Source organism: Halalkalibacillus halophilus DSM 18494, from assembly GCF_000423105.1.
GTDB lineage: Bacteria > Bacillota > Bacilli > Bacillales > Alkalibacillaceae > Halalkalibacillus > Halalkalibacillus halophilus.
The window spans coordinates 25,121-49,618 of sequence record NZ_AUHI01000018.1 but is presented as its reverse complement, the minus strand read 5'-3'; the positions used below and the strand labels follow the sequence as shown (position 1 = coordinate 49,618).

Sequence of the window (24,498 nt, the reverse complement as noted above, 5' to 3'; positions counted from 1 at the left end):
CAATTCTTCAATTGTCATTTCTAACACTTTTTCTTTTTGATCTTCTTCTTTTTCGACCATGATTTCTGCGTGTTGTGCTTCGTCTGTTAGATCAACAAAAACATTTAAATGCTCAGTGAAAACTTTCGCACCTAAAGAAACAGCTTCTTCTGGGCGAATGCTTCCGTCCGTCCAAACATCTAATGTTAGTTTATCGAAATTTGTAACTTGACCAACACGTGTATTTTCTACTTGGTAAGTGACACGCTGAACTGGAGTAAAGATTGAATCTACTGGAATAACACCAATTGGTTGATCATCACGCTTGTTTGCATCTGCTGGACGATAACCACGTCCCTTTTCTGCAAAGATTCGCATGCTGAGCTTCCCTTTCCCAGTAATAGTAGCAATCTCTAAATCAGGGTTTAAGATTTCAACATCACTATCATGTTGAATATCACGCGCTGTAACTTTACCTTCACCTTGTACATCAAGCTCTAACATTTTTTCATCTTCTGAATAGATCTTAAGCGCTAGCTGCTTAAGTGTCAGGATGATTGTAGTAACGTCTTCTACTACGTAATCTAACGTAGAGAACTCGTGTAAAGCTCCTTCAATTTGCACTGAAGTAACTGCTGCACCAGGAAGAGAAGATAATAAGATACGACGTAAGGAGTTCCCCATTGTTGTACCATATCCACGCTCTAATGGTTCGATTACAAACTTACCGAATTTAGCATCATTACTAACTTCGATTGTTTCAACTTTTGGTTTTTCCATTTCAATCATTCACAAAACCCTCCTTCAAAACGTCGAAAGTTCGATGACTAACTAGCCACCGAATTTCCCTAAACGGGTGAGGTCCCACGTCTGAAACGCGGAACGAATTACCCGGAAAACCGTGCAAAATCATTTTAAGCTATCATATCCCATTATAGACGGACTGACAAATTATATACTTCTATTAAACACGACGACGTTTTGGTGGGCGGCAACCATTGTGTGGTACTGGTGTAACATCAACGATTGCAGTGATTTCTAGACCTGCAGCTTGTAATGAACGAATAGCTGCTTCACGGCCAGCACCAGGACCTTTAACATTTACTTCAATAGTTTTCATGCCGTTTTCTTGTGCTGCTTTCGCCGCTACTTCTGCTGCCATCTGTGCTGCGAATGGAGTTGATTTACGAGATCCTCTAAATCCTAGAGCACCTGCACTACTCCAACCAATAGCATTTCCGTTATCATCTGTAATTGTCACAATCGTATTGTTAAATGTTGAACGAATGTGTGCAACACCAGATTCTATATTCTTTTTCACTCGACGCTTTCTACGCGTAGTTGTTTTACCTTTACGAGCCATGGCTTAGCATACCTCCTTCAATCATTTATTTTTTCTTATTAGCCACTGTACGACGTGGACCTTTACGTGTACGAGAGTTGTTCTTTGTCTTCTGACCACGACTTGGTAATCCACGACGGTGGCGGATTCCACGGTAAGAACCAATCTCGATTAAACGCTTGATGTTTAAAGATTGCTCACGACGAAGGTCACCTTCGACTGTGTATTGATCCATTGCTTTACGAATATTCGCTAACTCTTCTTCCGTCAAGTCACGAACTCGCGTGTTCCCATCCACTCCTGCATCTGAAAGTACATCTTCAGCAGTTGTGTGTCCAACACCATATACATAAGTTAATGCGATAACGACACGTTTTTCACGCGGAATATCTACACCTGCAATACGAGCCATGCGTGCATTGCACCTCCTTCAAAATTATCCTTGTTTTTGTTTGTGTTTAGGGTTTTCGCAAATTACCATTACTCTACCTTTACGGCGGATAACTTTACATTTTTCACAAATAGGTTTTACGGATGCTCTTACTTTCACTTTTGCCTACCTCCTTTTAGATCGGAGTCTAATCTTATTTATAGCGGTATGTGATGCGTCCTCGTGATAAATCATAAGGTGACATCTCTACCGTAACTTTATCTCCCGGCAAAATACGGATAAAGTGCATGCGAATTTTGCCAGATACGTGTGCAAGGATTTCATGTCCATTTTCCAACTCTACTTTAAACATAGCGTTAGGTAAAGTCTCAAGGACTGTTCCTTCCATCTCAATTACATCGTCTTTCGCCATCGAGAGAATCTCCCTTCTTCCAATCTGTCAGCCATTCGTTGACAAATTTTGATATTGCGAAGCGAAGTTTTCCGTTTGTTACTCGACCAGTTTCTTGGAGACTAGACTCAACCTCTTCTGAAACATAATCAATTAACTTCACATGATGAAGGTTTTTGCGCTTCGGCCTGTTAAATTTACGCTTTTCACCGTCAGCTAGAAGAATGAACTTCTCATCAACGATGTCAATAATGATCGCAAATTGATCCATTTCACGACCCTGTTTAATTTTAACTAATTGTCCGAGCTTTGGACTTCCCGATTCTCCATCGTTCAATCGTCATCACCTTCACTTAAGCTTTCGTTAGAATTTCATAACCTTCAGCTGTCACTACAACAGTGTGCTCAAAATGGGCACAATACTTACCATCTTCGGTAACAACCGTCCAATTATCATCTAATGTTCGAACAAAGCGTTCTCCTGCATTGATCATCGGTTCAATTGCTAATACCATTCCTTCTTTCAAACGCGGTCCCTTGTTAGGGGGGCCAAAGTTCGAAATATGCGGATCCTCATGAAGGTTTTGACCAATCCCATGCCCTCCATATTCCTGTACGATTGTAAACCCTGTTGGATCTACATAAGACTGGATAGCGTATGAGATATCTGTTAATCGATTTCCCGGTTTAACAGCGTCTAAACCTTTAAACAGTGAAGTTTCTGTCACATCAAGTAATCTCTGTGTCTCTTCATCAATTTCACCTACAGCATACGTCCAGGCCGAGTCTCCATGATAACCACTATAATTTGCACCGATATCGATACTAATTATATCTCCATCATTGAGTTTGCGGTCACTTGGAATGCCATGTACAAGTTCTTCATTGACTGATACACAAATACTACCACTGAATCCATTATACCCTTTAAAAGAAGGAGTCGCATCCATACTACGTATGAATTTTTCTGCAATCTGGTCCAACTCATTTGTTGTAATTCCAGGTTTGACGCTCTCCTTCATTTTATCATGAGCTAAGGCAACAATCTTCCCTGCATGACGCATGATCTCTATCTCTCTTGGCGTTTTACGGATGATCATTTAGCTAATCCCCCGATTTTTTCATCAATTTGTTCGAAGACAAGATTAATATCTTGGTCGCCATTAACCTCAACAAGATATCCTTTTTGACTATAGAAATCTAACAACGGTTTCGCTTGTTCCATATTTACGCTTAAACGATTTTTGACAGTTTCAGGTTGATCGTCTTCTCGTTGAATAAGAGTCGCGCCATCATGATCGCAAACACCTTCTACTTTAGGAGGGTTGAATTCTACATGATACGTTGCTCCACATTCTGGACAAATTCTACGTCCCGTAAGACGATCGACTAATTTTTCTTCAGGAACTTGAACATGTAACACATAATCAAGCTTCGTATTCAATTCATCTAGCAGGTTCTCTAGTGCATCTGCTTGAGCAACTGTACGTGGGAATCCATCTAGTAAGAAACCTTTACTACAATCTGGTTTACTAAGACGTTCCTTCACAATACCAATTGTTACTTCGTCAGGGACTAGATCCCCTTGATCCATGTATGATTTTGCTTCCTGTCCCAATTGTGTTCCTTCCTTAATAGCAGAACGGAACATATCTCCAGTTGAGATATGAGGGATATCATATTTTTCTACGATTTTTTCTGCTTGAGTACCTTTACCGGCACCAGGCAATCCCATCAAAATTAGATTCATTATTTTCCCCTCGCTCTCAGAATCGTTTATCAAGAGCTATATTACTTAATAAAACCGCGATAGTGACGTTTCACTAACTGGCTCTCTAACTGTTTCATTGTATTCAAAGCAACACCAACTACGATTAGTAGACTTGTTCCACCAATTTGTACAGCAGCCGGTAAATCTGCAATGCTTCCTAAAATAATAGGGAATAGTGATACAGCAGCTAAGAATAATGCCCCTACAAACGTTAATCGGTACATTACGCGTGTTAAATACGTTTCTGTATTCTTACCAGGACGAATTCCCGGAACGTAACCACCTTGTTTTTGTAGATTATCTGCCATTTGTTCTGGATTAACCTGAACAAATGTGTAGAAATACGTGAATGCAATGATTAGAGTGAAGTAGATTACCATACCTACTGGCTCTGTATAATCAAAAATCCACTGAATTGTTGACGCCAATTCGTTCCCTTCAAAGAATCCTGCTATTGTCTGAGGTGCGATAATGAAGGAAATTGCAAAGATGATTGGGATAACCCCTGCAGCATTTACTTTTAACGGTAAGTGCGTGGAGTGTCCTCCAACTGGTGAACGGTTAACCGTTCTTTTTGCATATTGAATCGGGATTTTACGTAATGCTTGCTGGATGAAAATAACTCCTACGATCACAGCAATTACCACAACAAGGATAATCCCTAATACCGCTAAGTTAAGAAATAGCTGATCTCCAGCTCCAGAAATATACTGTTCATAAATCTGGTTCAAGCCATTTGGTATTGCAGCTACAATACCAGCAAAAATTAGGATTGAAATCCCGTTTCCTACTCCATATTCAGTGATCTGTTCACCAAGCCACATTAAGAAAGTGGTTCCACCTGTTAGTGTTATTGCAATGATCAAATAAGTCATCAGGTTAGGGTCACTAATCAATTCTGCGCCTGTCATGTAGTTGAAACCAACTGACATACCAATTGCTTGAATGAATGCAAGAATCACTGTGAAATAACGCGTAAACTGAGCAAGCTTACGACGTCCGACTTCCCCTTGTTTACGCCATTCCGTAAATTTCGGAACTACGTCCATCTGAAGTAACTGCATAATAATAGCTGCAGTAATGTATGGGAATACACCCATCGCAAATACGGAGAAGTTACTTAAGGCTCCGCCTCCGAATGTGTCAATAAAACCAAACGCATTGACTTCATCCATCATTGTTAATGCTTCCCTATCAGTGAATGGAACAGGAATAAACGTTCCTAATCTAAAAACGACTAATATTGCAAGGGTAAATAGGATCTTTCGTCTAATGTCAGCCACGCGCATTAAATTACCTAATGTGCGGAACATTAAATCACCTCAGTTTGACCGCCTGCAGCTTCGATTGCTTCTTTAGCAGAAGCAGAGAACTTATGCGCTTTTACAGTCATTTTTTTATCTAGGCTACCTTTACCTAGTACTTTAACTCCTGCTTGCACTTTGCTGATTACGCCTGTCTCTAGTAGTAATTCTGGTGTTACCTCTGTACCTTCGTCAAAACGATCTAATGTTTCAAGGTTCACTACTGTATAATCTTTACGATTGATGTTAGTGAAACCACGCTTTGGAAGACGTTGGTATAAAGGCATTTGGCCACCTTCAAAACCTGGGCGGACTTTGCCACCTGAACGTGCCTTTTGACCTTTGTGTCCACGGCCTGAAGTCTTCCCATTACCAGTAGCCATACCGCGTCCTACACGATTACGCTTCTTACGAGAACCTTCAGCGCTTTTTAACTCATGAAGTTTCATTGCGAGCACCTCCTCTATACGTTAATCGTTACGCTTCTTTAACTTCAACTAAATGGGATACTTTCTTAATCATTCCACGAATCACATCATTATCCTCATGAACTACAGTTTGACTGATCTTTCTTAGTCCTAATGCTTTTACCGTGTCCTTTTGGCCTTGTTGACGACCAATCACACTACGAGTGAGGGTAACTTCTAATTTGTTAGCCATAATATATCCCTCCTTATCCTAACAGTTCCTCAACTGATTTGCCGCGAAGTTTCGCAACATCTTCTGCTGACTTTAGTTCTCTTAATCCTTGAATTGTAGCACGCACCATGTTGATTGGTGTGTTTGAACCTAATGATTTTGATAGGATGTCATGAACACCAGCTAATTCTAATACCGCACGTACTGGTCCACCTGCGATTACACCAGTACCTTCAGAAGCAGGTTTTAGCAAGATGTTTCCAGCACTGAATTCACCATGAATTGTGTGTGGAATTGTCGTACCAACGATTGGTACACGAATCATGTTCTTTTTACCGTCTTCAATAGCTTTGCGAATTGCTTCAGGTACTTCCTGTGCTTTACCAGTACCGAAACCTACGTGACCATTTTTATCTCCAACAACAACTAGTGCTGTGAAACGGAAACGACGACCACCTTTTACAACTTTAGATACACGATTTACTGTTACTACGCGTTCTTCTAAATCTAGTTTGCTCGGATCGATATTTGTACGCATGTATTTCCCTCCTTTGTCAGTCTATTAAAATTCTAGGCCTGCTTCGCGAGCAGCTTCAGCTAGAGATTGTATACGACCATGATATAAATAGCCTCCACGATCAAATACTACTGATTTATAACCATTATCTACCGCACGCTTTGCGATCAATTCGCCGACTTGTTTCGCAGCTTCTACATTACCTGTAGATTCAGCTTTGAATTCAGGGTCTTGTGTAGACGCTTGTGCTAATGTTTTAGCAGCAACATCGTCGATTAATTGTGCGTAAATGTGCTTATTTGAACGGTACACGTTTAAGCGAGGACGCTCAGATGTACCTGTTAAATTACGACGTACGCGACTGTGACGCTTTTTACGAGTAGCGTTTTTATCTTGCTTCGTAATCATTTAGGTCACTCCTTTCTGTCTTTTAACGGATGTTATTTAGCAGTCTTACCTTCTTTTTGGCGTACATGTTCACCTTCGTAACGAATACCTTTACCTTTGTAAGGTTCTGGTGTACGAATAGCACGAATGTTTGCCGCAACTGCTCCGACTTTCTCTTTGTCGATTCCTTTTACAACCACTTTAGTGTTTGTAGGGCATTCCACTTGAACACCATCTAATGGATCAATTTCAACAGGGTGAGAATATCCAGCGTTAACAACTAACTTGTTACCTTGCATGGAAGCACGGTAACCAACACCACGGATTTCAAGAGCTTTCTCAAAACCTTTTGTAACACCTTCCACCATGTTTCCGATGTTACTTCTCGTAGTACCATGTAATGACTTGTGTTCTTTGTTTTCACTTGGACGTTCAACTGTTAATTCATTATCTTCAACATTAATTTTCATATCTTCATGAACAGATCGAGTTAATTCACCTTTTGGTCCTTTAACTGTAACCTGCGTACCGTCGATTTTAATTTCAACATCGTTTGGAATTTCCAATACTTTTAATCCTACACGAGACATTCCTTTACACCTCCTGACTTCACGATAGTTATTACCAAATGTAAGCTAGCACTTCGCCGCCTACTGCTTGTTCTCGAGCTTCCTTATCCGTTAAAACACCTTTGGAAGTAGATACTACAGCTACACCAAGTCCGTTTAGTACACGTGGAATCTCATCTGATTTCGCATATACGCGCAAGCCCGGTTTACTGATTCTTTTAATTCCAGAAATAACACGTTCTTCACTTGAACTATATTTAAGGAATAGACGTAAAACACCTTGTTTACTGTCTGTAATATATTCGTAATCGCGAATAAAACCTTCACGTTTTAAAATATCAACAATGTCCTGTTTCAGTTTAGAAGCAGGTACTTCTAACTGTTCATGACGTACCATGTTTGCATTACGAATTCTTGTTAGCATATCTGCAATTGGATCTGTCATTGTCATTTGATCATTACCTCCTTTCCCATTTCGGGATTACCAGCTAGCTTTTTTGACGCCTGGAATTTGTCCTTCGTACGCTAATTCACGGAAACAAATACGGCATAACTTAAATTTGCGAATTACAGAGTGTGGACGTCCACAACGTTCACAACGAGTATATTCACGTACTTGATACTTCTGTTTGCGTTGTTGTTTCGCAACCATTGATTTTTTAGCCACTATTTTCCCTCCTTATTATTTCAAACGATTACTGCTTGAAAGGCATTCCGAATTGGCCTAGTAATTCACGAGCCTCTTCATCTGTATCAGCAGTCGTTACAATTACGATGTCCATACCACGAACTTTGCTTACTTTATCGTAATCAATTTCCGGGAAAATTAATTGTTCTTTCACACCTAGTGTGTAGTTACCACGACCATCAAAAGCTTTTGATGAAATACCACGGAAGTCACGAACACGTGGGAGTGATACAGCAATTAGCTTTTGAAGGAATTCATACATACGCTCTCCGCGTAATGTTACCTTCGCACCGATTGGCATACCTTCACGTAGACGGAAACCTGCGATGGATTTCTTCGCTTTAGTGATTGTTGGTTTTTGACCGGAAATTAATGTTAATTCTTCAACTGCACTATCAAGAGCTTTTGAGTTTTGAACAGCGTCACCAACACCCATGTTGATTACGATCTTCTCTACTTTTGGCGCTTGCATTACAGAACTATATTCAAATTTATTTACTAAACTTGGAACTACTTCTTCTTTATATTGCTTTTTCAATTGGTTCATCACGTAGCCCTCCTTTCATCGCTAGACTATTTATCTAAAGGTTCACCTGATTTCTTAGCTATGCGAACTTTCTTTCCGTCACGAACCTCATTCCCTACACGAGTTGGTTCGTCAGTTTTTGGATCCATAGGCATTACATTAGAAACATGAATAGGGGCCTCTTGATTTAAGATTCCACCTTGTGGGTTATCCTGTGAAGGGGAAGTGTGCTTTTTCATATAGTTAACACCTTCTACCAATACACGGTCCTTCTTAGGAAATGATTCTAAAATAGTACCTTCTTTTCCTTTATCTTTACCGGAAATTACTTTTACTTTATCGCCTTTCTTTACATGCATAATTCGCGCACCTCCTTAACAAGGCATTCTCATTTATAATACTTCTGGAGCTAAGGAAACGATCTTCATAAATTTATTATCACGTAGCTCTCTTGCTACTGGTCCGAAGATACGAGTTCCACGTGGGCCTTTATCATCACGGATGATGACAGCCGCATTTTCATCAAAACGAATGTAAGAACCATCTTTACGACGTACTCCACTCTTTGAACGTACGATTACTGCTCTAACTATTTCACCTTTTTTGACAACGCCACCTGGTGTTGCGTGTTTTACTGAACAAACGATTACATCACCGATATTAGCGGTTTTACGTCCAGATCCACCTAGCACTTTAATCGCTAGTACTTCACGAGCACCAGAGTTGTCAGCAACTTTTAAACGACTCTCTTGTTGAATCATACGATTGTAACCTCCCTTCGGAATCATTCCGAGCGAACTTTTATTAAATAATTACTGCTTCTTCTGTTACTTCTAATAAACGAAAACGTTTTGTAGAAGATAGTGGACGAGTTTCTATGATGCTTACTACGTCACCTTGTTTTGCTTGATTGTTTTCATCATGTGCTTTGAATTTCTTAGAATATCTTACACGTTTGCCATATAGCGGGTGGAATTTATACGTTTCTACTAAAACAGTGATTGTTTTATCCATTTTGTCAGAAACAACACGTCCGCTGTATACTTTACGAGAATTACGTTCAGCCATTATAGGTTGACCTCCTCTTTATCGATTATTAACGCCGAGCTCTCTTTCACGAATAACTGTTTTCATACGAGCAATTGCTTTGCGTACTTCACGGATACGTACAGTGTTTTCTAACTGTCCTGTAGCAAGTTGGAAGCGCAAGTTAAACAATTCTTCTTTAAGAGATTTTACTTTTTGTTCAATTTCGGCAGTGGTTAGTTCTCTGATTTCATTAGCCTTCATTGCTATCACCACCAATTTCTTCACGTTTTACGATCTTCGTTCTAATAGGTAATTTATGAGATGCTAGACGAAGTGCTTCACGAGCTACCTCTTCACTTACACCAGCTACTTCAAATAATACCTTACCTGGTTTAACTACTGCTACCCATCCTTCTGGAGCACCTTTACCGGAACCCATACGGACTTCTAATGGCTTAGCAGTTTTTGGCTTGTCTGGAAAGATCTTAATCCAAACTTTACCGCCACGTTTCATATAACGAGTCATTGCAATACGAGCAGCCTCGATTTGACGACTTGTGATCCATGCACCTTCATGTGCTTGTAATCCATATTCACCAAATGCTACTTCTGTTCCACCTTTCGCACGACCTTTAAGGCTAGTACGGTGTTGTCTACGATACTTTACGCGTTTAGGCATTAACATATTGCTTCTCCCCCTTCCTTATTCATCAGTTTTTGTTGGAAGGACTTCTCCACGATAGATCCACACTTTAACACCAAGCTTACCGTAAGTTGTGTCTGCTTCTGCAGTACCATAATCAATGTCTGCACGAAGTGTGTGAAGTGGTACAGTTCCTTCGTTGTATTGTTCAACACGTGCGATGTCTGCTCCGCCAAGACGACCAGAAACTTGTGTTTTAACACCTTTAGCACCTGAACGCATAGCGCGCTGGATTGCTTGTTTCTGAACACGACGGAAAGATACACGATTTTCTAATTGACGAGCAATATTGTCTGCAACTAGTGTCGCATCTAATTCTGGCTTCTTAATCTCAACAATATTAATGTGAACACGCTTGCCAGTTAATTGTGTTAATTGTGTACGAAGTGCTTCTACTTCAGAACCACCTTTACCAATAACCATACCTGGTTTTGCTGTGTGTACAGAAATATTTACACGGTTCGCTGCACGTTCGATGTCAATTTTAGAAACTGACGAATCGTTTAAGCGTCCCTGAATGAATTCACGAATTTTAATGTCTTCATGTAAAAGATCAGCGTAATCATTCTCTGCGTACCATTTAGATTCCCAGTCGCGAATGATTCCTACGCGAAGACCTTTTGGATTAATTTTTTGACCCACGAATTATCCCTCCTTCTTTTCTGATACCACTACTGTTACGTGGCTTGTGCGTTTATTAATCGCGCTCGCACGGCCTTGTGCACGTGGACGAAATCTCTTTAATGTTACCCCTTCGTTTACAAATGCTTCCGTAACTACTAAGTTATCAACGTCTAATTCATAGTTATGTTCCGCATTCGCAACAGCGGAATTAAGAACTTTTTCTACAATCGGTGAGCCTGCACGGTTAGTGTGCTTTAAGATTGCGAAAGCTTCGCCTACTTCTTTACCTCGAATTAAATCGATAACTAAACGAGCCTTGCGAGGAGCGATACGAACCGTTTTAGCTACAGCTTTAGCTTGTTGCATCATGCAAACCTCCTCTCATCTATCGTTTTGTTTTTCTATCGTCACTACCGTGACCTCTATACGTTCTTGATGGTGCAAATTCACCAAGTTTATGTCCTACCATATCTTCAGTTACATAAACTGGTACGTGTTTACGTCCATCATATACTGCGATTGTGTGCCCTACGAACTGTGGGAAAATCGTTGAACGACGAGACCATGTCTTAATTAATTCTTTTTTATTATCAGAGTTTAATTTTTCGACTTTATTCAACAAATGATCATCAGCGAAAGGTCCTTTTTTCAAACTACGACCCATGAATAAACCTCCCTTCGAGTTGGAGCAATTTGCTTATGCAAATTGCAAATCAAACATTACTTCTTCTTACGACGACGTACAATGTACTTGTCTGAAGGCTTGTTACGCTTACGCGTTTTGTAACCAAGCGTTGGTTGACCCCATGGAGTTACTGGAGAAGGCATACCGATTGGTGCGCGTCCTTCACCACCACCGTGTGGGTGATCACTAGGGTTCATAACAGAACCACGTACAGTTGGACGAATACCTTTCCAACGACTACGACCGGCTTTACCGACTTTTACTAGTTCGTGCTCAGTGTTACCAACTTGCCCTACTGTTGCACGACAAGTTCCTAAAATACGGCGTGTTTCTCCAGAAGCTAAACGTACTAATACGTACTTCTCTTCACGACCAAGTACTTGTGCTTGTGCACCAGCTGAACGGACTAATTGTCCACCACGGCCTGGTTTAAGTTCAACATTATGAACAACCGTACCTACTGGAATATTATTAAGTTGTAAAGAATTACCTGTTCTAATATCAGCTTTTTCACCTGAAACAATTTCGTTGCCTACTTTTAGGCCTTTAGGTGCTAGGATATAACGCTTCTCACCATCTGCATAATTGATTAATGCAATATTAGCAGAGCGGTTTGGATCGTATTCGATTGTAGCAACGCGTCCTGGTATACCATCTTTTTCACGTTTGAAATCAATTATACGATACTGGCGTTTGTGTCCACCACCTTGATGACGCATAGTCAATCTCCCTTGATTGTTACGTCCAGCTTTTTTCTTAACTGGTGCAAGTAGAGATTTTTCTGGAGTGGATGTCGTAATTTCTTCATTAGTTAATGTAGTCATAAAACGACGTCCGTTAGTAATTGGTTTATACTTTTTTATCGCCATCTTTTTTCCCTCCTTTAATTATCAGTTCATAACCTTTATTTTTAGACACCTTCAAAGAAGTCTAATTCTTTACTACCTTCGGCAAGTTTAACAATCGCTTTTTTGCGATCTGGACGATAGCCGCCGTAACGACCCATTCTTCTAAACTTACCTTTTAAGTTTAACGTGTTAACCTTATCAACTTTAACATCAAAGATTAATTCAACTGCATGTTTAATTTCTGTTTTGTTTGCATGCGAAGATACCTCAAAAGTGTACTTCTGCTCAGCCATTAAATCTGCAGAGTGTTCTGTTATAATTGGGCGCTTAATGATATCTCTTGGTTCTCTCATTATGCAAGCACCTCCCCTGCTTTTTCAGCCGCTTCTTTCGTGATAAGCAGCTTGTCATGCTTCACTAAGTCTAATACGTTGACCTGGTCAACTGTTAGAACTTTAACACCTTGAATGTTGTTCGCTGAACGCTCAACATTAGTGTCGTTTTCAGCAGTAATTATTAGTGCCTTACCTACTACGTTAAGACCAGATAATAACGCTGTAATTTCTTTCGTTTTTGGAGCTTCAAGGTTTAACCCTTCAAGTACTACAATCTCTTCATCTTTTACTTTAGAAGCTAATGCAGATTTAAGTGCTAAGCTACGCACTTTCTTGTTTAACTTCATACTATAACTACGTGGTGTTGGACCGAATACTACTCCACCACCAACCCATTGTGGAGAACGGATTGAACCTTGACGTGCGCGGCCTGTACCTTTTTGGCGCCACGGCTTACGTCCACCGCCACTCACTTCTGAGCGTCCTTTTACTTTATGAGTACCTTGACGTAATGATGCTTGCTGTGAAAGTACAGCTTGATGCATTACTTTTTCATTTGGCTCGATTCCAAACACTGCATCTGCAAGTTCAACATCTCCAACTTGAGAGCCTGCTTGGTTAAATAGTGCTACTTTAGGCATGACATATCCTCCCTTCGTTCGTTAATGGTTACGCCTTAACCGCACCTGAGATTTTTACGTAAGACTTTTTCGCACCTGGTACGTTCCCTTTAATAAGAACTAAGTTGTTTTCCGTATCAACTTTAACAACTTCTAGGTTTTGAATTGTTACTTGCTCTCCACCCATTTGACCAGGGATCTTCTTACCTTTGAACACACGCATTGGGTCAATTACACCCATTGCACCGGGTTTACGGTGAAAGTGAGAACCGTGAGTCATTGGTCCGCGTGATTGGTTGTGTCGCTTAATTGCACCCTGGAAACCTTTACCTTTTGAAGTTCCTGTTACATCAACCATTTGTCCAGGTTCGAAAATATCCACACTCAACTCTTGACCTACTTCATAATCGTCAAGATTTGCGTTACGGAATTCGCGAATGAAGCGCTTAGGTTCTGTTTCAGCTTTCTCAGCGTGACCTTTTTCCGCTTTGTTACTACGGTTTTTCTTCTCATCAGCAAAACCGATTTGAACTGCTTCATATCCGTCGTTTTCCATTGTCTTCTTTTGAAGAATAACGTTTCCTTCAGCTTGAACAACTGTTACTGGTACTTGTTCGCCACTTTCAGAAAATACTTGCGTCATTCCGATTTTACGTCCTAAGATTCCTTTCGCCATCCGTTACACCTCCTATATTGTTTATAATTTAATTTCGATATCTACGCCAGATGGTAAATCCAAACGCATTAGCGCATCCACTGTTTGTGGAGTTGGGTTTAAAATATCAATCAAACGCTTATGTGTACGCATCTCGAACTGTTCACGAGCATCTTTGTACTTGTGTACTGCACGTAAGATTGTATAAACCGAACGCTCTGTTGGCAATGGGATTGGTCCAGAAACTCCTGCACCTGATCTTTTTGCCGTGTCTACGATTTTTTCTGCTGATTGATCTAATACCTTGTGATCATAAGCTTTTAATCGAATGCGAATCTTTTCATTTGCCATTACTTTCCCTCCTTTACGCCTATCTTTTCAACAGACATTCTCCGCGGAAATTTCCCCACACCTTGCCATGGCAAAGGGGCCGGGTGTGTCGGCAACCTTCCACTTCATCGCCTTGTTTCAACTGCAACATTACTAATTATAAAGAATAGTGCTCTTAATTTCAAGCTTTTTATTATAATCTTTTTGCAGTTACTTCAACTAGTATACAAAGGTTGGACGTGTATTTCAATGGTCTGAGTAATATTCAGAATAATTAAAGCTTACTATGTACAACAAAAGAAGTCCTCTAGTATAATTGAGGACTTTCTATTTCTTCATTTATATTATTTTACTGAAATCCAAATCTCAGACTCATAGTTTTCTTGATAAGGATCTCCCTTTAGATATCTTTCAAACTCTGGACCTCCACCGTGTTCATAGCCACTCGTCGGAAACCACTCTGAATATATTCTGTTCCAAGCTTTTGGCATCGCATCTGGCATTGCACCCTTCACTTCAAACACAGCCCATTTGGAACGAGGTAGTGTTACAGATTCGTATTGTTGTAATGGTTCCCCACTATGAGCAACAGCGATCCAATAATCGATTTTACCTTCTGATTTGTCAAAGCAAACTCCTAAAACATCGCCTACAGGGCCATTATTATACTTTCTTAGTTCTTCAGTTGTTCCCTCAGCATTCGAATCGTCCCAGAAATCCCTAATACCTATCGATCCATTTTCCTCTTCCATATTGAATTCTCTTTTTACGCCAGACACTTGAAATGCGTCTAATTCTTCAATTCTCACATTCATAGGTTCTGCCCCTTTCAATTTCACCTGGATCACCAGATGGTTATAGGTAGAAAGAGAGCCAATGCCCTTTCTAATTTGAGTTGGTGAACTACCATGTTGTCTACGAAAAGCTTTAGTAAATGCTTCTGGGGATTCAAAATTGTACTTTAAAGCTATATCAATAATTTTCTTCTCCGTATGTTGCAGTTCATAGCCAGCTTGAGTTAACCTTCTACGGCGCAGATAATCACTCACTGTACACCCAGTCAATATGGAGAAGGTTCTTTGGAAATGGAATGATGAGAAATGACTTACCTCAGCGATTTCATCAATCGAAATCTTCTCCAATAAATTTTCTTCCATATAATCAATAGATTTTTGAAGCGATTCAATCCACATGGCTCTCCCTCCCTTCACTTTTATTGTATAGTAAGCAGATAATTTAGCTTGTCTTCAAGTGCTTGCATGTGTCCAGTATTATTATATAGGATATTGTTTAGTTTTTCTTGTGAGGTGGTTGTTATGCCGGCATTGATAAATTCTCACCTGAATAGTGCATCCGCTTGCCGGCATACAAGTTCTTTCGCCAGAATAGTGCCTTCAAATGCCGGCATAAGCTGGCGGTTACCTGATTGACGTCCCCTTTTGCCGGCATATCTATTTCTATTTCTTTAGCACACAAATCAAGCGAGGTAATAGCCATAAAAGTGAACTATATCCACGAACATCACTGTATTTCCATAAATCTCATATAGCGCCTGACTTTTCATTGCATAAAAAAACTACCGAGACAGTGTCTCGGTAGTTTTATATATTCACAAAAGTGAATTACTTAACGATTTTAGCAACAACGCCAGCGCCTACTGTACGTCCACCTTCACGGATTGAGAATTTAGTTCCTTCTTCAATCGCTACTGATGAAATAAGATCAACGTCCATTTCAACGTTATCTCCAGGCATTACCATTTCTACACCTTCTGGTAGTTGGCAAATACCAGTTACGTCCGTTGTACGGAAGTAGAACTGAGGGCGGTAGTTAGTGAAGAATGGAGTATGACGTCCACCTTCGTCTTTTGATAGTACATAAACTTCAGCTTTGAAGTTTGTGTGTGGAGTGATTGAACCAGGCTTAGCTAGAACTTGCCCACGCTTGATGTCTTCACGAGATACACCACGTAGTAGCGCACCAATGTTGTCACCAGCTTCAGCGTAGTCTAGAAGCTTACGGAACATTTCAACTCCTGTGATTGTTGTTTTGCTTGCAGCTTCTGCAAGACCAACGATTTCAATTTCATCACCAACAGATACTTTACCACGTTCAACACGGCCTGTAGCAACAGTACCACGACCAGTAATTGAGAATACGTCCTCAACTGGCATCATGAATGGCTTGTCAGTATCGCGGTCTGGGTTAGGAATGTACTCATCAACAGCGTTCATTAGTTCCATGATCGCTTCTTCGTACTCTTCGTTACCTTCGATTGCCATTAGAGCAGAACCTTTAACAACTGGAATGTCGTCGCCAGGGAAGTCGTACTCACCTAATAGGTCACGTACTTCCATTTCTACTAATTCTAATAGCTCTTCGTCGTCTACCATGTCACATTTGTTTAGGAATACAACGATTGCTGGAACACCAACCTGACGTGAAAGTAGGATGTGCTCACGAGTTTGTGGCATTGGACCATCAGCTGCAGATACAACTAAGATCGCTCCGTCCATTTGTGCAGCACCAGTGATCATGTTTTTAACATAGTCAGCGTGACCTGGACAGTCAACGTGTGCATAGTGACGGCTTTCTGTTTCGTACTCAACGTGTGCAGTTGAGATTGTGATCCCACGTTCTTTTTCTTCTGGAGCACCGTCGATTGTATCGTAAGCGCGTGCTTCACCAGAACCAGAACGTTTGTGAAGTACTGTAGTGATTGCTGCAGTTAAAGTTGTTTTACCATGGTCAACGTGGCCAATTGTACCAATGTTAACATGGGGTTTTGAGCGGTCAAATTTTTCTTTACCCATTTATATTTCCTCCTTAAGATTAATCATAATTTTATTTATTGTTTGGTTGTCCTTTAGAAAATTTCTAAAGGACAACTCCTTACAATACTTGTTATAAGGGATTTTCTCAAAAAAATCAATTATCTTCCACTATTTTTTTTGATAATTTCCTCAGAAATTGATTTTGGAACTTCGTCATAGTGGCTGAAGTGCATTGTGTAAGTTCCACGACCTTGCGTATTTGAACGAAGTGCAGTCGCATAACCGAACATTTCAGAAAGTGGTACGAACGCATCAACTACAGAAGCATTTCCGCGTGTTCCCATTCCTTCTACACGTCCACGACGAGATGTAACATCACCCATGATGTCTCCCATGTATTCTTCAGGTACAACGATTTCTACTTTCATCATTGGTTCTAGAAGTACAGGGTTACATTTGTTTTTCGCTTCTTTAAGCGCCATAGATGCAGCTACTTTAAATGCTGTCTCGTTCGAGTCAACATCGTGGTAAGAACCATCGAATAATGTTGCTTTTAAGTCGATTAGTGGGTAACCAGCAAGTACACCGTTTTCCATTGTTTCTCTAATTCCTTGCCCAACAGAAGCGATATATTCACGTGGTACAACACCACCTACGATTTTATCGATAAACTCATAGCCAGCACCTTCTTCGTTTGGCTCAAATTTAACCCAAACGTGACCGTATTGTCCACGACCACCTGACTGACGTACGAACTTACCTTCAACTTCCGCGCTAGCACGGAATGTTTCACGGTAAGCAACTTGTGGAGCACCAACATTTGCTTCAACTTTGAATTCACGTTTCAAACGGTCCACGATGATATCTAAGTGTAACTCACCCATACCATGAATGATTGTTTGACCTGTTTCTTCATTTGATTCTGTCTTAAATGTTGGGTCTTCCTCCGCTAGTTTACCTAATGCAATTGCCATTTTATCTTGGTCAGCTTTTGATTTAGGCTCAATAGCAACCGCGATAACTGGATCAGGGAAGTCCATTGATTCTAGAATTACTAAGTTCTTCTCATCACAAATGGTGTCACCAGTAGCCGTGTCTTTAAGACCTACACCACCAGCGATGTCACCTGCGAATACTTCAGATACTTCTTCACGGTGGTTTGCGTGCATCTGTAAGATACGACCTACACGTTCACGCTTATCTTTTGTAGCGTTTTTAACGTAGGAACCACTCTTAAGAGTACCTGAATACACACGGAAGAATGTTAACTTACCTACGAATGGGTCAGTTGCTACCTTGAATGCTAGAGCTGAGAATGGCTCGTTGTCATCAGACTTACGAGTAACTTGCTCTTCTGTTCCAGGCTTGTGACCTTCGATTGCAGGTACATCTAATGGAGATGGTAAGTAATCAATTACAGCATCTAGAAGTAATTGTACACCTTTGTTTTTGAAAGCTGAACCAACCATTACTGGGTAAAATTCAACATCACAAGTACCTTTACGGATCGCAGCTTTCAGTTCAGAAACTGTAAACTCTTCACCTTCTAGGTATTTCTCCATTAATTCTTCATCTAGTTCAGCAACAGCTTCAACTAAACGTGTATGATATTCCTCAGCTTGTTCTTTATACTCATCAGGAATCTCTCCTGCTGTAGTACGAGTACCAAGGTCATCTTCATAGAAGAATGCTTTCATTTCAACTAGGTCAATGATTCCTTCAAAGTCGTCTTCCGCACCAATAGGTAATTGAATTGGGTGAGCATTTGCTCCAAGACGATCTACTAAAGTACCTACAGAGTATAGGAAGTCAGCCCCCATTTTATCCATCTTGTTGATAAACACAACACGAGGTACTCCGTAAGTAGTTGCTTGTCTCCAAACAGTTTCCGTTTGTGGCTCTACACCTGATTGCGCATCTAGTAGCGCAACAGAACCATCAAGTACACGTAGTGAACGTTCAACCTCAACAGTGAAGTCTACGTGCCCTGGAGTATCAATAATATTAATACGATGGTCATTCCATTCGGCTGTGGTAGCAGCAGAAGTGATTGTAATACCACGTTCTTGCTCCTGATCCATCCAGTCCATTTGGGATGCCCCTTCGTGAGTTTCCCCCAGCTTGTGAATACGTCCTGTGTAGAACAAGATACGCTCCGTAGCTGTTGTTTTACCAGCATCAATGTGAGCCATGATACCAATATTACGATATTTGTCTAAGGAGAACTCTCTTGGCATAATAATTTCTCCTTCCTTCTATTAGGATTAAGTTAGATTGATTACCAACGATAGTGAGCAAACGCTTTGTTCGCTTCCGCCATTTTATGCATTTCTTCACGGCGTCTAACAGCTGCACCTGTGTTATTAGCAGCATCTAGCACTTCATTTGCAAGACGCTCTTCCATTGTCTTTTCTCCGCGAAGTCTAGAATAGTTTACGATGAAACGTAATCCTAGCGCTTGACGACGTTCTGGACGCACCTCAACTGGTACTTGGTAGTTTGAACCACCAACACGTCTTGCACGTACTTCAAGTACTGGCATAACGTTTTTCATTGCTTCTTCAAATGTATCCATAGCATTTTGACCACTACGTTCTTCAACTAAATCAAAAGCTTTATATAAAATCTTTTGAGCTGTTCCTTTTTTACCGTCAACCATAATTTGGTTAATTAGACGAGTAACAAGTTTAGAGTTATGAAGTGGATCTGGTAATACATCTCTTTTTGGTACTGCACCTTTACGTGGCATTTTGTAATCCTCCCTTCATTGATGTTCTTAAAACGCATTAACGATTTTATTGCTTAGGTTTTTTCGTTCCGTACTTCGAACGACCTTGTCTACGACCGTCAACTCCAGCAGTATCTAACGCACCACGAACAATGTGATAACGTACACCCGGTAAGTCCTTAACACGACCACCACGGATTAGTACAACACTGTGTTCTTGTAGGTTGTGCCCAATACCTGGGATATAAGCCGTAACTTCAATTTGGTTAGAAAGACGAACACGTGCATATTTACGAAGTGCTGAGTTCGGCTTCTTTGGAGTCATTGTAGCAACACGTGTACAAACACCGCGCTTTTGTGGAGCTGGGTTATTTGTATACTTTTTCTTGTAGCTATTGAAACCATGATTTAGTGCCGGAGAGTCAGACTTACGAGTTTTTGTTTGACGTCCTTTGCGTACTAACTGATTAATAGTTGGCATGATTTTTCCTCCCTTCGATTTCTCTTTTGCAATACCACACATCCAGGTGGTTCATAATTTAGCAAAAAAACAAACTTCATACATAACGCATCATGTATAAGTTTACTGTCTAATTGCTACTGTAGCCGCTCCAACTTCAATACCGCTTGCTTTACCGAGCTCTTTCATCGACTCAACATACACAACCGGAACTTGATATTGTTCAGCCATTTGTAAAATTTCATCGGTTATACGTCGCTCTGCATTTTCTGCAATAACGACTTCTTGTACTTCACTATTTTTCATAGACTTAAGTACTTGTTTTGCTCCAATAATTAAACGATTTTGAGCCTGTGCTACTTTTTCATAAGACATTTATTGCTCCTCCAAAGTAACAAGGTTAAATGAAGCACCTTGAATATACTATCACCCCAACAAAATGTTGTCAATGATTATCTAAAAAATCCAAGATGCTTCTAACCTGTTGATCACATTATATTTCTGTAGCTACTTCTTGTTCTGTTTCTTCTGTTTCTTCTGCTTCTTCTGTTTGTAAGTGTGCATCGTCTTTGACAGGCTGCAACTGACGGTAACGGTGTAACCCGGTACCAGCAGGAACAAGCTTACCGATGATTACATTCTCTTTAAGACCTAGTAATTCATCATACTTACCTTTGATAGCTGCATCAGTTAGGACACGAGTTGTCTCCTGGAATGATGCTGCTGATAAGAACGAATCTGTTTCAAGAGATGCTTTCGTAATACCAAGAATAATTGGTTTCGCAACAGCTGGAGCTCCACCTTTGTTAAGAACAGCATGGTTTGCTTCTTTAAACTGTTGGAATTCAAGTAATGATCCTGGTAATAGCTCTGTGTCTCCACCTTCAACAACACGTACCTTACGAAGCATTTGGCGAACCATTACTTCCACGTGTTTATCACTAATTTCAACACCTTGCATACGATAAACTTTTTGAACTTCTCTTAACAAGTACTCTTGAACACCTTGTAGGCCTTGAGCTTTGATAAGTTCTTTCGGGTCAATCGAACCTTCCGTTAATGCTTCACCTGGTTCTACTTGATCGCCTTCTTGAACTCTCATTCTCGCCGTGTAAAGAGCATTGTAAGTGCGAGGTTCTACCTCACCTTGTACGATGATTTCTTTCTTATCTTTCATTTCGTTAACTTCTTTTACGGTACCGTGAATTTCACTAATTACCGCCTGACCTTTAGGGTTACGCGCTTCGAATACCTCTTGGATACGCGGTAAACCTTGGGTAATATCGTCTCCGGCAACTCCACCTGTGTGGAATGTACGCATTGTTAACTGTGTACCAGGTTCACCGATTGACTGTGCAGCGATAATTCCAACTGCTTCACCAACATCAACTTGGTCACCAGTAGCCATATTACGTCCATAACACTTCTTACAAGCACCATGAGGCGTGTTACAAGTAAATACAGAACGAATGACGACTGTTTCTACACCAGCTTCGACGATTTCTTTTGCAATATCTTCGGTAATTAGTTCATTACGTCCGATTAATTTCTCGCTCGTTTCTGGGTGCTTCACTGCACGGAATGCTGTACGACCAACTAAGCGGTCATATAACGGAACGATAATTTCATTTCCTTCACGCAATGTTTCAACAGCCATACCACGGTCTGTTCCACAATCATCTTCACGGATAATGACATCTTGTGCCACATCAACTAGACGACGGGTCAAGTAACCTGAGTCTGCTGTTTTCAGTGCTGTATCGGCAAGACCTTTACGCGCACCGTGTGTAGAAATAAAGTACTCTAATACTGTTAGTCCTTCACGGAAACTAGACTTGATCGGTAATTCAATGATACGGCCAGATGGGTTTGCCATCAGTCCACGCATACCAGCAAGCTGCGTAAAGTTAGATGCGTTACCACGAGCTCCAGAGTCACTCATCATGTAAATTGGGTTCAATGTCTCTAAGGAGTCCATCAACTTACTTTGAATAACATCTTTCGCTTCCGTCCAAATCGCAATAATACGATCATAACGTTCACCTTCCGTAATTAAACCTCTACGGAATTGCTTCATTACTTTATCTACTTTAGCTTGAGACTCATCAAGAACATCTTGTTTGTCACTAAGAACCACAATATCATCTACACCAATTGTAATTCCGGCCTTCGTAGAGTATTTGAAACCTAAGTCTTTCATACGGTCTAGCATTTTAGACGTTTCAGAAAGCTTGTAGTATTTAAATACTTCCGCAATGATATCTCCTAAGATCCCTTTCTTAAACGGATCAATTAACTCACGAGAGGCAAACTCCTCTTTCAAGTCAAGATTAGGATCAACAAAGTACTTCTCTGGTGTTTCGATTTCTAAGTTACTAGAAGTCGGTTCATTAATATACGGGAATGAACGAGGTAAAATTTCGTTAAAGATAATTTTACCAACCGTAGTTACGATAACTTTCTTATTTTGTTCCTCTGTAAAACGAGGATTGTTTAAAGACTTAGCCATTAATCCAACACGACTGTGTAAATGAACATAGCCATTATCGTAAGCCGCTAATGCATCTTCAGGAGTGGAGAAAACTTTCCCTTCACCTAATGCATTTTTACGTTCTAATGTTAAATAGTAGTTACCTAATACCATATCCTGTGATGGTGTCACAACTGGCTTACCATCTTTAGGGTTTAAGATATTTTGAGCTGCTAGCATTAACACGCGTGCTTCCGCTTGTGCTTCAGGTGATAAAGGAACGTGAACGGCCATTTGGTCTCCATCAAAGTCAGCGTTATATGCTGTACACACTAATGGGTGTAAGCGTATTGCGCGACCTTCAACTAATACCGGTTCAAATGACTGAATTCCTAAACGGTGAAGTGTCGGTGCACGGTTCAATAATACTGGGTGCTCTCTAATAACATCTTCTAAAACATCCCAAATTTCCGGGCGTAAACGTTCAATATTACGTTTTGCAGATTTAATGTTGTGTGCTAAGCCACGTTCCACTAATTCACGCATCACAAATGGTTTGAACAATTCAATCGCCATTTCTTTTGGTAGTCCACATTGGTACATCTTCAAGTTTGGTCCAACAACGATAACCGAACGACCAGAATAGTCCACACGCTTACCAAGTAAGTTTTGACGGAAACGCCCTTGCTTACCTTTCAGCATATGTGAGAGTGATTTTAACGGGCGGTTTCCTGGTCCGGTAACTGGGCGGCCACGACGTCCGTTGTCAATCAACGCGTCAACTGATTCTTGTAGCATACGCTTTTCGTTTTGAACAATAATTGTTGGTGCACCTAGGTCTAATAAACGTTTTAAACGGTTATTACGGTTAATAACACGACGATAAAGATCGTTTAAGTCAGATGTAGCGAAACGTCCACCGTCTAACTGCACCATTGGGCGAAGTTCTGGAGGAATAATCGGTAATACATCTAAAACCATCCAAGAAGCATCATTACCAGAATTACGGAATGATTCTAATACCTCTAAACGTTTAATCGCACGAGTTCTTCGTTGACCTTGAGCAGTTTTAAGCTCTTCTTTCAATTCTCCAACTTCACGTTCCATATCAACGTCTTGCAATAGTTTACGTATTGCTTCCGCGCCCATATGAGCTTGGAACGTTTTACCGTACTTATCATAGTAAGCTCGGTATTCTTTTTCTGAAAGTAGTTGTTTTTTCTCAAGCGGTGTATCTCCAGGTTCTGTAACAATATAAGCAGCAAAGTAAATTACTTCTTCTAAAGCACGTGGTGATAAGTCAAGCACAAGGCCCATACGACTTGGAATTCCTTTGAAATACCAAATGTGAGACACAGGAGCCGCTAATTCAATATGACCCATACGCTCACGACGAACTTTTGCTTTTGTTACTTCCACACCACAGCGGTCACAGACGATACCTTTGTAACGTACACGCTTATATTTTCCACAGTGACATTCCCAGTCCTTTGTCGGACCAAAAATACGTTCACAGAATAGACCGTCCTTTTCTGGCTTTAATGTACGATAATTAATCGTTTCAGGTTTTTTAACCTCTCCATATGACCAAGAACGAATTTTCTCTGATGATGCCAATCCAATTTTCATGTACTCAAATCTATTTACATCGATCAAGGAGCCAACCTCCCTTATTTTATACAGCATTTATATTAGGGTGTTCAGAAAGCCCTAACATTTTAGAGACTTTCTGA

At 40.5% G+C, this 24,498-nt stretch carries 37 protein-coding genes; all 37 read right to left on the bottom strand.

The window, feature by feature from the left end:
- Positions 1-768: DNA-directed RNA polymerase subunit alpha (locus G532_RS0110720; protein ID WP_027964822.1), on the bottom strand; the 768-nt coding region annotated here is incomplete at its 3' end.
- Positions 769-943: 175 nt separating this feature from the next.
- Complete coding sequence (gene rpsK, locus G532_RS0110715) at positions 944-1,342, bottom strand: 30S ribosomal protein S11 (protein ID WP_027964821.1); 399 nt, start codon at positions 1,340-1,342, stop codon at positions 944-946.
- 25 nt (positions 1,343-1,367) lie between these two features.
- Positions 1,368-1,733, bottom strand: coding sequence for a 30S ribosomal protein S13 (rpsM, locus tag G532_RS0110710; protein ID WP_027964820.1), 366 nt, complete (start codon positions 1,731-1,733; stop codon positions 1,368-1,370).
- A 24-nt stretch (positions 1,734-1,757) separates the two neighbouring features.
- Complete coding sequence (gene rpmJ, locus G532_RS0110705) at positions 1,758-1,871, bottom strand: 50S ribosomal protein L36 (RefSeq protein ID WP_027964819.1); 114 nt, start codon at positions 1,869-1,871, stop codon at positions 1,758-1,760.
- A 34-nt stretch (positions 1,872-1,905) separates the two neighbouring features.
- Positions 1,906-2,124 carry a translation initiation factor IF-1 gene (gene infA, locus G532_RS0110700; protein ID WP_017185218.1) on the bottom strand — a complete coding sequence of 73 codons (219 nt, stop codon included), beginning with the start codon at positions 2,122-2,124 and terminating at the stop codon, positions 1,906-1,908.
- Positions 2,102-2,440, bottom strand: coding sequence for a KOW domain-containing RNA-binding protein (locus tag G532_RS0110695; RefSeq protein WP_027964818.1), 339 nt, complete (start codon positions 2,438-2,440; stop codon positions 2,102-2,104). Before G532_RS0110695 ends, infA begins: the two co-directional genes overlap by 23 nt.
- Before the next feature lie 16 nt (positions 2,441-2,456).
- Positions 2,457-3,203, bottom strand: coding sequence for a type I methionyl aminopeptidase (gene map, locus G532_RS0110690; RefSeq protein WP_027964817.1), 747 nt, complete (start codon positions 3,201-3,203; stop codon positions 2,457-2,459).
- Entirely contained in the window at positions 3,200-3,853 is a 654-nt protein-coding gene (locus G532_RS0110685) for an adenylate kinase (RefSeq protein ID WP_027964816.1), read from the bottom strand. The genes map and G532_RS0110685 overlap by 4 nt, the downstream gene beginning before the upstream one ends.
- 41 nt (positions 3,854-3,894) lie before the next feature.
- On the bottom strand, positions 3,895-5,187 hold the full coding sequence (gene secY / locus G532_RS0110680) for a preprotein translocase subunit SecY (protein WP_027964815.1): 1,293 nt from the start codon (positions 5,185-5,187) through the stop codon (positions 3,895-3,897).
- Entirely contained in the window at positions 5,187-5,627 is a 441-nt protein-coding gene (rplO, locus tag G532_RS0110675) for a 50S ribosomal protein L15 (RefSeq protein ID WP_027964814.1), read from the bottom strand. Before rplO ends, secY begins: the two co-directional genes overlap by 1 nt.
- 28 nt (positions 5,628-5,655) lie before the next feature.
- On the bottom strand, positions 5,656-5,838 hold the full coding sequence (gene rpmD, locus G532_RS0110670; protein WP_027964813.1) for a 50S ribosomal protein L30: 183 nt from the start codon (positions 5,836-5,838) through the stop codon (positions 5,656-5,658).
- 13 nt (positions 5,839-5,851) lie between these two features.
- Positions 5,852-6,355: a 30S ribosomal protein S5 gene (rpsE, locus tag G532_RS0110665; protein ID WP_027964812.1), complete on the bottom strand. Its 504-nt coding sequence runs from the start codon at positions 6,353-6,355 to the stop codon at positions 5,852-5,854.
- Between the two features lie 24 nt (positions 6,356-6,379).
- A complete protein-coding gene (gene rplR, locus G532_RS0110660) occupies positions 6,380-6,742 on the bottom strand; it encodes a 50S ribosomal protein L18 (protein ID WP_027964811.1) in 363 nt (120 codons plus the stop codon).
- A 32-nt stretch (positions 6,743-6,774) separates the two neighbouring features.
- Entirely contained in the window at positions 6,775-7,311 is a 537-nt protein-coding gene (gene rplF, locus G532_RS0110655) for a 50S ribosomal protein L6 (RefSeq protein WP_027964810.1), read from the bottom strand.
- Positions 7,312-7,342: 31 nt separating this feature from the next.
- Entirely contained in the window at positions 7,343-7,741 is a 399-nt protein-coding gene (gene rpsH, locus G532_RS0110650) for a 30S ribosomal protein S8 (RefSeq protein ID WP_027964809.1), read from the bottom strand.
- Positions 7,742-7,771: 30 nt separating this feature from the next.
- Positions 7,772-7,957: a type Z 30S ribosomal protein S14 gene (locus tag G532_RS0110645; RefSeq protein ID WP_027964808.1), complete on the bottom strand. Its 186-nt coding sequence runs from the start codon at positions 7,955-7,957 to the stop codon at positions 7,772-7,774.
- Between the two features lie 28 nt (positions 7,958-7,985).
- Positions 7,986-8,525 carry a 50S ribosomal protein L5 gene (gene rplE, locus G532_RS0110640; protein ID WP_027964807.1) on the bottom strand — a complete coding sequence of 180 codons (540 nt, stop codon included), beginning with the start codon at positions 8,523-8,525 and terminating at the stop codon, positions 7,986-7,988.
- Positions 8,526-8,551: 26 nt separating this feature from the next.
- Entirely contained in the window at positions 8,552-8,863 is a 312-nt protein-coding gene (rplX, locus tag G532_RS0110635; protein WP_027964806.1) for a 50S ribosomal protein L24, read from the bottom strand.
- Between the two features lie 33 nt (positions 8,864-8,896).
- The gene (rplN, locus tag G532_RS0110630) at positions 8,897-9,265 is read right to left on the bottom strand and encodes a 50S ribosomal protein L14 (protein WP_027964805.1); all 369 of its coding nucleotides are present in this window, start codon (positions 9,263-9,265) and stop codon (positions 8,897-8,899) included.
- Between the two features lie 43 nt (positions 9,266-9,308).
- Positions 9,309-9,572 (bottom strand): 30S ribosomal protein S17, encoded by a 264-nt coding sequence (gene rpsQ, locus G532_RS0110625; protein WP_027964804.1) that lies wholly within the window; start codon positions 9,570-9,572, stop codon positions 9,309-9,311.
- 18 nt (positions 9,573-9,590) lie between these two features.
- Entirely contained in the window at positions 9,591-9,794 is a 204-nt protein-coding gene (gene rpmC, locus G532_RS0110620; protein ID WP_027964803.1) for a 50S ribosomal protein L29, read from the bottom strand.
- On the bottom strand, positions 9,784-10,218 hold the full coding sequence (gene rplP, locus G532_RS0110615) for a 50S ribosomal protein L16 (protein ID WP_027964802.1): 435 nt from the start codon (positions 10,216-10,218) through the stop codon (positions 9,784-9,786). Before rplP ends, rpmC begins: the two co-directional genes overlap by 11 nt.
- 18 nt (positions 10,219-10,236) lie before the next feature.
- Complete coding sequence (gene rpsC / locus G532_RS0110610; protein WP_027964801.1) at positions 10,237-10,878, bottom strand: 30S ribosomal protein S3; 642 nt, start codon at positions 10,876-10,878, stop codon at positions 10,237-10,239.
- 3 nt (positions 10,879-10,881) lie between these two features.
- The gene (rplV, locus tag G532_RS0110605) at positions 10,882-11,226 is read right to left on the bottom strand and encodes a 50S ribosomal protein L22 (protein ID WP_084500696.1); all 345 of its coding nucleotides are present in this window, start codon (positions 11,224-11,226) and stop codon (positions 10,882-10,884) included.
- Positions 11,227-11,245: 19 nt separating this feature from the next.
- Complete coding sequence (gene rpsS / locus G532_RS0110600) at positions 11,246-11,524, bottom strand: 30S ribosomal protein S19 (RefSeq protein WP_027964799.1); 279 nt, start codon at positions 11,522-11,524, stop codon at positions 11,246-11,248.
- A gap of 56 nt (positions 11,525-11,580) precedes the next feature.
- Positions 11,581-12,414 (bottom strand): 50S ribosomal protein L2, encoded by an 834-nt coding sequence (gene rplB / locus G532_RS0110595; protein ID WP_027964798.1) that lies wholly within the window; start codon positions 12,412-12,414, stop codon positions 11,581-11,583.
- A 41-nt stretch (positions 12,415-12,455) separates the two neighbouring features.
- Positions 12,456-12,746 carry a 50S ribosomal protein L23 gene (gene rplW, locus G532_RS0110590; protein ID WP_027964797.1) on the bottom strand — a complete coding sequence of 97 codons (291 nt, stop codon included), beginning with the start codon at positions 12,744-12,746 and terminating at the stop codon, positions 12,456-12,458.
- On the bottom strand, positions 12,746-13,369 hold the full coding sequence (rplD, locus tag G532_RS0110585) for a 50S ribosomal protein L4 (protein ID WP_027964796.1): 624 nt from the start codon (positions 13,367-13,369) through the stop codon (positions 12,746-12,748). Before rplD ends, rplW begins: the two co-directional genes overlap by 1 nt.
- 28 nt (positions 13,370-13,397) lie before the next feature.
- Complete coding sequence (gene rplC / locus G532_RS0110580; protein ID WP_027964795.1) at positions 13,398-14,024, bottom strand: 50S ribosomal protein L3; 627 nt, start codon at positions 14,022-14,024, stop codon at positions 13,398-13,400.
- Between the two features lie 21 nt (positions 14,025-14,045).
- Complete coding sequence (gene rpsJ / locus G532_RS0110575) at positions 14,046-14,354, bottom strand: 30S ribosomal protein S10 (protein WP_027964794.1); 309 nt, start codon at positions 14,352-14,354, stop codon at positions 14,046-14,048.
- A 323-nt stretch (positions 14,355-14,677) separates the two neighbouring features.
- Entirely contained in the window at positions 14,678-15,526 is an 849-nt protein-coding gene (locus G532_RS0110570) for an AraC family transcriptional regulator (protein ID WP_035512923.1), read from the bottom strand.
- A gap of 429 nt (positions 15,527-15,955) precedes the next feature.
- Positions 15,956-17,146 carry an elongation factor Tu gene (gene tuf / locus G532_RS0110565; RefSeq protein ID WP_027964792.1) on the bottom strand — a complete coding sequence of 397 codons (1,191 nt, stop codon included), beginning with the start codon at positions 17,144-17,146 and terminating at the stop codon, positions 15,956-15,958.
- A gap of 119 nt (positions 17,147-17,265) precedes the next feature.
- Positions 17,266-19,344, bottom strand: a complete 2,079-nt coding sequence (fusA, locus tag G532_RS0110560; protein WP_027964791.1) for an elongation factor G — start codon at positions 19,342-19,344, stop codon at positions 17,266-17,268.
- A gap of 41 nt (positions 19,345-19,385) precedes the next feature.
- Positions 19,386-19,856 carry a 30S ribosomal protein S7 gene (gene rpsG, locus G532_RS0110555; RefSeq protein ID WP_027964790.1) on the bottom strand — a complete coding sequence of 157 codons (471 nt, stop codon included), beginning with the start codon at positions 19,854-19,856 and terminating at the stop codon, positions 19,386-19,388.
- Between the two features lie 46 nt (positions 19,857-19,902).
- Positions 19,903-20,316 (bottom strand): 30S ribosomal protein S12, encoded by a 414-nt coding sequence (gene rpsL / locus G532_RS0110550; protein WP_027964789.1) that lies wholly within the window; start codon positions 20,314-20,316, stop codon positions 19,903-19,905.
- Positions 20,317-20,418: 102 nt separating this feature from the next.
- Positions 20,419-20,670 carry a ribosomal L7Ae/L30e/S12e/Gadd45 family protein gene (locus tag G532_RS0110545; RefSeq protein ID WP_027964788.1) on the bottom strand — a complete coding sequence of 84 codons (252 nt, stop codon included), beginning with the start codon at positions 20,668-20,670 and terminating at the stop codon, positions 20,419-20,421.
- A 118-nt stretch (positions 20,671-20,788) separates the two neighbouring features.
- Positions 20,789-24,421 (bottom strand): DNA-directed RNA polymerase subunit beta', encoded by a 3,633-nt coding sequence (gene rpoC, locus G532_RS0110540; protein WP_027964787.1) that lies wholly within the window; start codon positions 24,419-24,421, stop codon positions 20,789-20,791.
- Positions 24,422-24,498: the final 77 nt, after the last annotated feature.

What these genes read in the sequence shown, in the direction of transcription:
- rpsK (WP_027964821.1), bottom strand. Translation starts at nt 1,342, where the DNA reads ATGGCTCGTAAAGGTAAAACAACTACGCGTAGAAAGCGTCGAGTGAAA.
- rpsM (WP_027964820.1), bottom strand. Translation starts at nt 1,733, where the DNA reads ATGGCTCGTATTGCAGGTGTAGATATTCCGCGTGAAAAACGTGTCGTT.
- infA (WP_017185218.1), bottom strand. Translation starts at nt 2,124, where the DNA reads ATGGCGAAAGACGATGTAATTGAGATGGAAGGAACAGTCCTTGAGACT.
- map (WP_027964817.1), bottom strand. Translation starts at nt 3,203, where the DNA reads ATGATCATCCGTAAAACGCCAAGAGAGATAGAGATCATGCGTCATGCA.
- G532_RS0110685 (WP_027964816.1), bottom strand. Translation starts at nt 3,853, where the DNA reads ATGAATCTAATTTTGATGGGATTGCCTGGTGCCGGTAAAGGTACTCAA.
- secY (WP_027964815.1), bottom strand. Translation starts at nt 5,187, where the DNA reads ATGTTCCGCACATTAGGTAATTTAATGCGCGTGGCTGACATTAGACGA.
- rplO (WP_027964814.1), bottom strand. Translation starts at nt 5,627, where the DNA reads ATGAAACTTCATGAGTTAAAAAGCGCTGAAGGTTCTCGTAAGAAGCGT.
- rpmD (WP_027964813.1), bottom strand. Translation starts at nt 5,838, where the DNA reads ATGGCTAACAAATTAGAAGTTACCCTCACTCGTAGTGTGATTGGTCGT.
- rpsE (WP_027964812.1), bottom strand. Translation starts at nt 6,355, where the DNA reads ATGCGTACAAATATCGATCCGAGCAAACTAGATTTAGAAGAACGCGTA.
- rplR (WP_027964811.1), bottom strand. Translation starts at nt 6,742, where the DNA reads ATGATTACGAAGCAAGATAAAAACGCTACTCGTAAAAAGCGTCACAGT.
- rplF (WP_027964810.1), bottom strand. Translation starts at nt 7,311, where the DNA reads ATGTCTCGTGTAGGATTAAAAGTATTGGAAATTCCAAACGATGTTGAA.
- rpsH (WP_027964809.1), bottom strand. Translation starts at nt 7,741, where the DNA reads ATGACAATGACAGATCCAATTGCAGATATGCTAACAAGAATTCGTAAT.
- rplE (WP_027964807.1), bottom strand. Translation starts at nt 8,525, where the DNA reads ATGAACCAATTGAAAAAGCAATATAAAGAAGAAGTAGTTCCAAGTTTA.
- rplX (WP_027964806.1), bottom strand. Translation starts at nt 8,863, where the DNA reads ATGCATGTAAAGAAAGGCGATAAAGTAAAAGTAATTTCCGGTAAAGAT.
- rplN (WP_027964805.1), bottom strand. Translation starts at nt 9,265, where the DNA reads ATGATTCAACAAGAGAGTCGTTTAAAAGTTGCTGACAACTCTGGTGCT.
- rpsQ (WP_027964804.1), bottom strand. Translation starts at nt 9,572, where the DNA reads ATGGCTGAACGTAATTCTCGTAAAGTATACAGCGGACGTGTTGTTTCT.
- rpmC (WP_027964803.1), bottom strand. Translation starts at nt 9,794, where the DNA reads ATGAAGGCTAATGAAATCAGAGAACTAACCACTGCCGAAATTGAACAA.
- rplP (WP_027964802.1), bottom strand. Translation starts at nt 10,218, where the DNA reads ATGTTAATGCCTAAACGCGTAAAGTATCGTAGACAACACCGTACTAGC.
- rplV (WP_084500696.1), bottom strand. Translation starts at nt 11,226, where the DNA reads ATGCAACAAGCTAAAGCTGTAGCTAAAACGGTTCGTATCGCTCCTCGC.
- rpsS (WP_027964799.1), bottom strand. Translation starts at nt 11,524, where the DNA reads ATGGGTCGTAGTTTGAAAAAAGGACCTTTCGCTGATGATCATTTGTTG.
- rplB (WP_027964798.1), bottom strand. Translation starts at nt 12,414, where the DNA reads ATGGCGATAAAAAAGTATAAACCAATTACTAACGGACGTCGTTTTATG.
- rplW (WP_027964797.1), bottom strand. Translation starts at nt 12,746, where the DNA reads ATGAGAGAACCAAGAGATATCATTAAGCGCCCAATTATAACAGAACAC.
- rplD (WP_027964796.1), bottom strand. Translation starts at nt 13,369, where the DNA reads ATGCCTAAAGTAGCACTATTTAACCAAGCAGGCTCTCAAGTTGGAGAT.
- rplC (WP_027964795.1), bottom strand. Translation starts at nt 14,024, where the DNA reads ATGGCGAAAGGAATCTTAGGACGTAAAATCGGAATGACGCAAGTATTT.
- rpsJ (WP_027964794.1), bottom strand. Translation starts at nt 14,354, where the DNA reads ATGGCAAATGAAAAGATTCGCATTCGATTAAAAGCTTATGATCACAAG.
- G532_RS0110570 (WP_035512923.1), bottom strand. Translation starts at nt 15,526, where the DNA reads ATGTGGATTGAATCGCTTCAAAAATCTATTGATTATATGGAAGAAAAT.
- tuf (WP_027964792.1), bottom strand. Translation starts at nt 17,146, where the DNA reads ATGGGTAAAGAAAAATTTGACCGCTCAAAACCCCATGTTAACATTGGT.
- fusA (WP_027964791.1), bottom strand. Translation starts at nt 19,344, where the DNA reads ATGCCAAGAGAGTTCTCCTTAGACAAATATCGTAATATTGGTATCATG.
- rpsG (WP_027964790.1), bottom strand. Translation starts at nt 19,856, where the DNA reads ATGCCACGTAAAGGTGCAGTACCAAAAAGAGATGTATTACCAGATCCA.
- rpsL (WP_027964789.1), bottom strand. Translation starts at nt 20,316, where the DNA reads ATGCCAACTATTAATCAGTTAGTACGCAAAGGACGTCAAACAAAAACT.
- G532_RS0110545 (WP_027964788.1), bottom strand. Translation starts at nt 20,670, where the DNA reads ATGTCTTATGAAAAAGTAGCACAGGCTCAAAATCGTTTAATTATTGGA.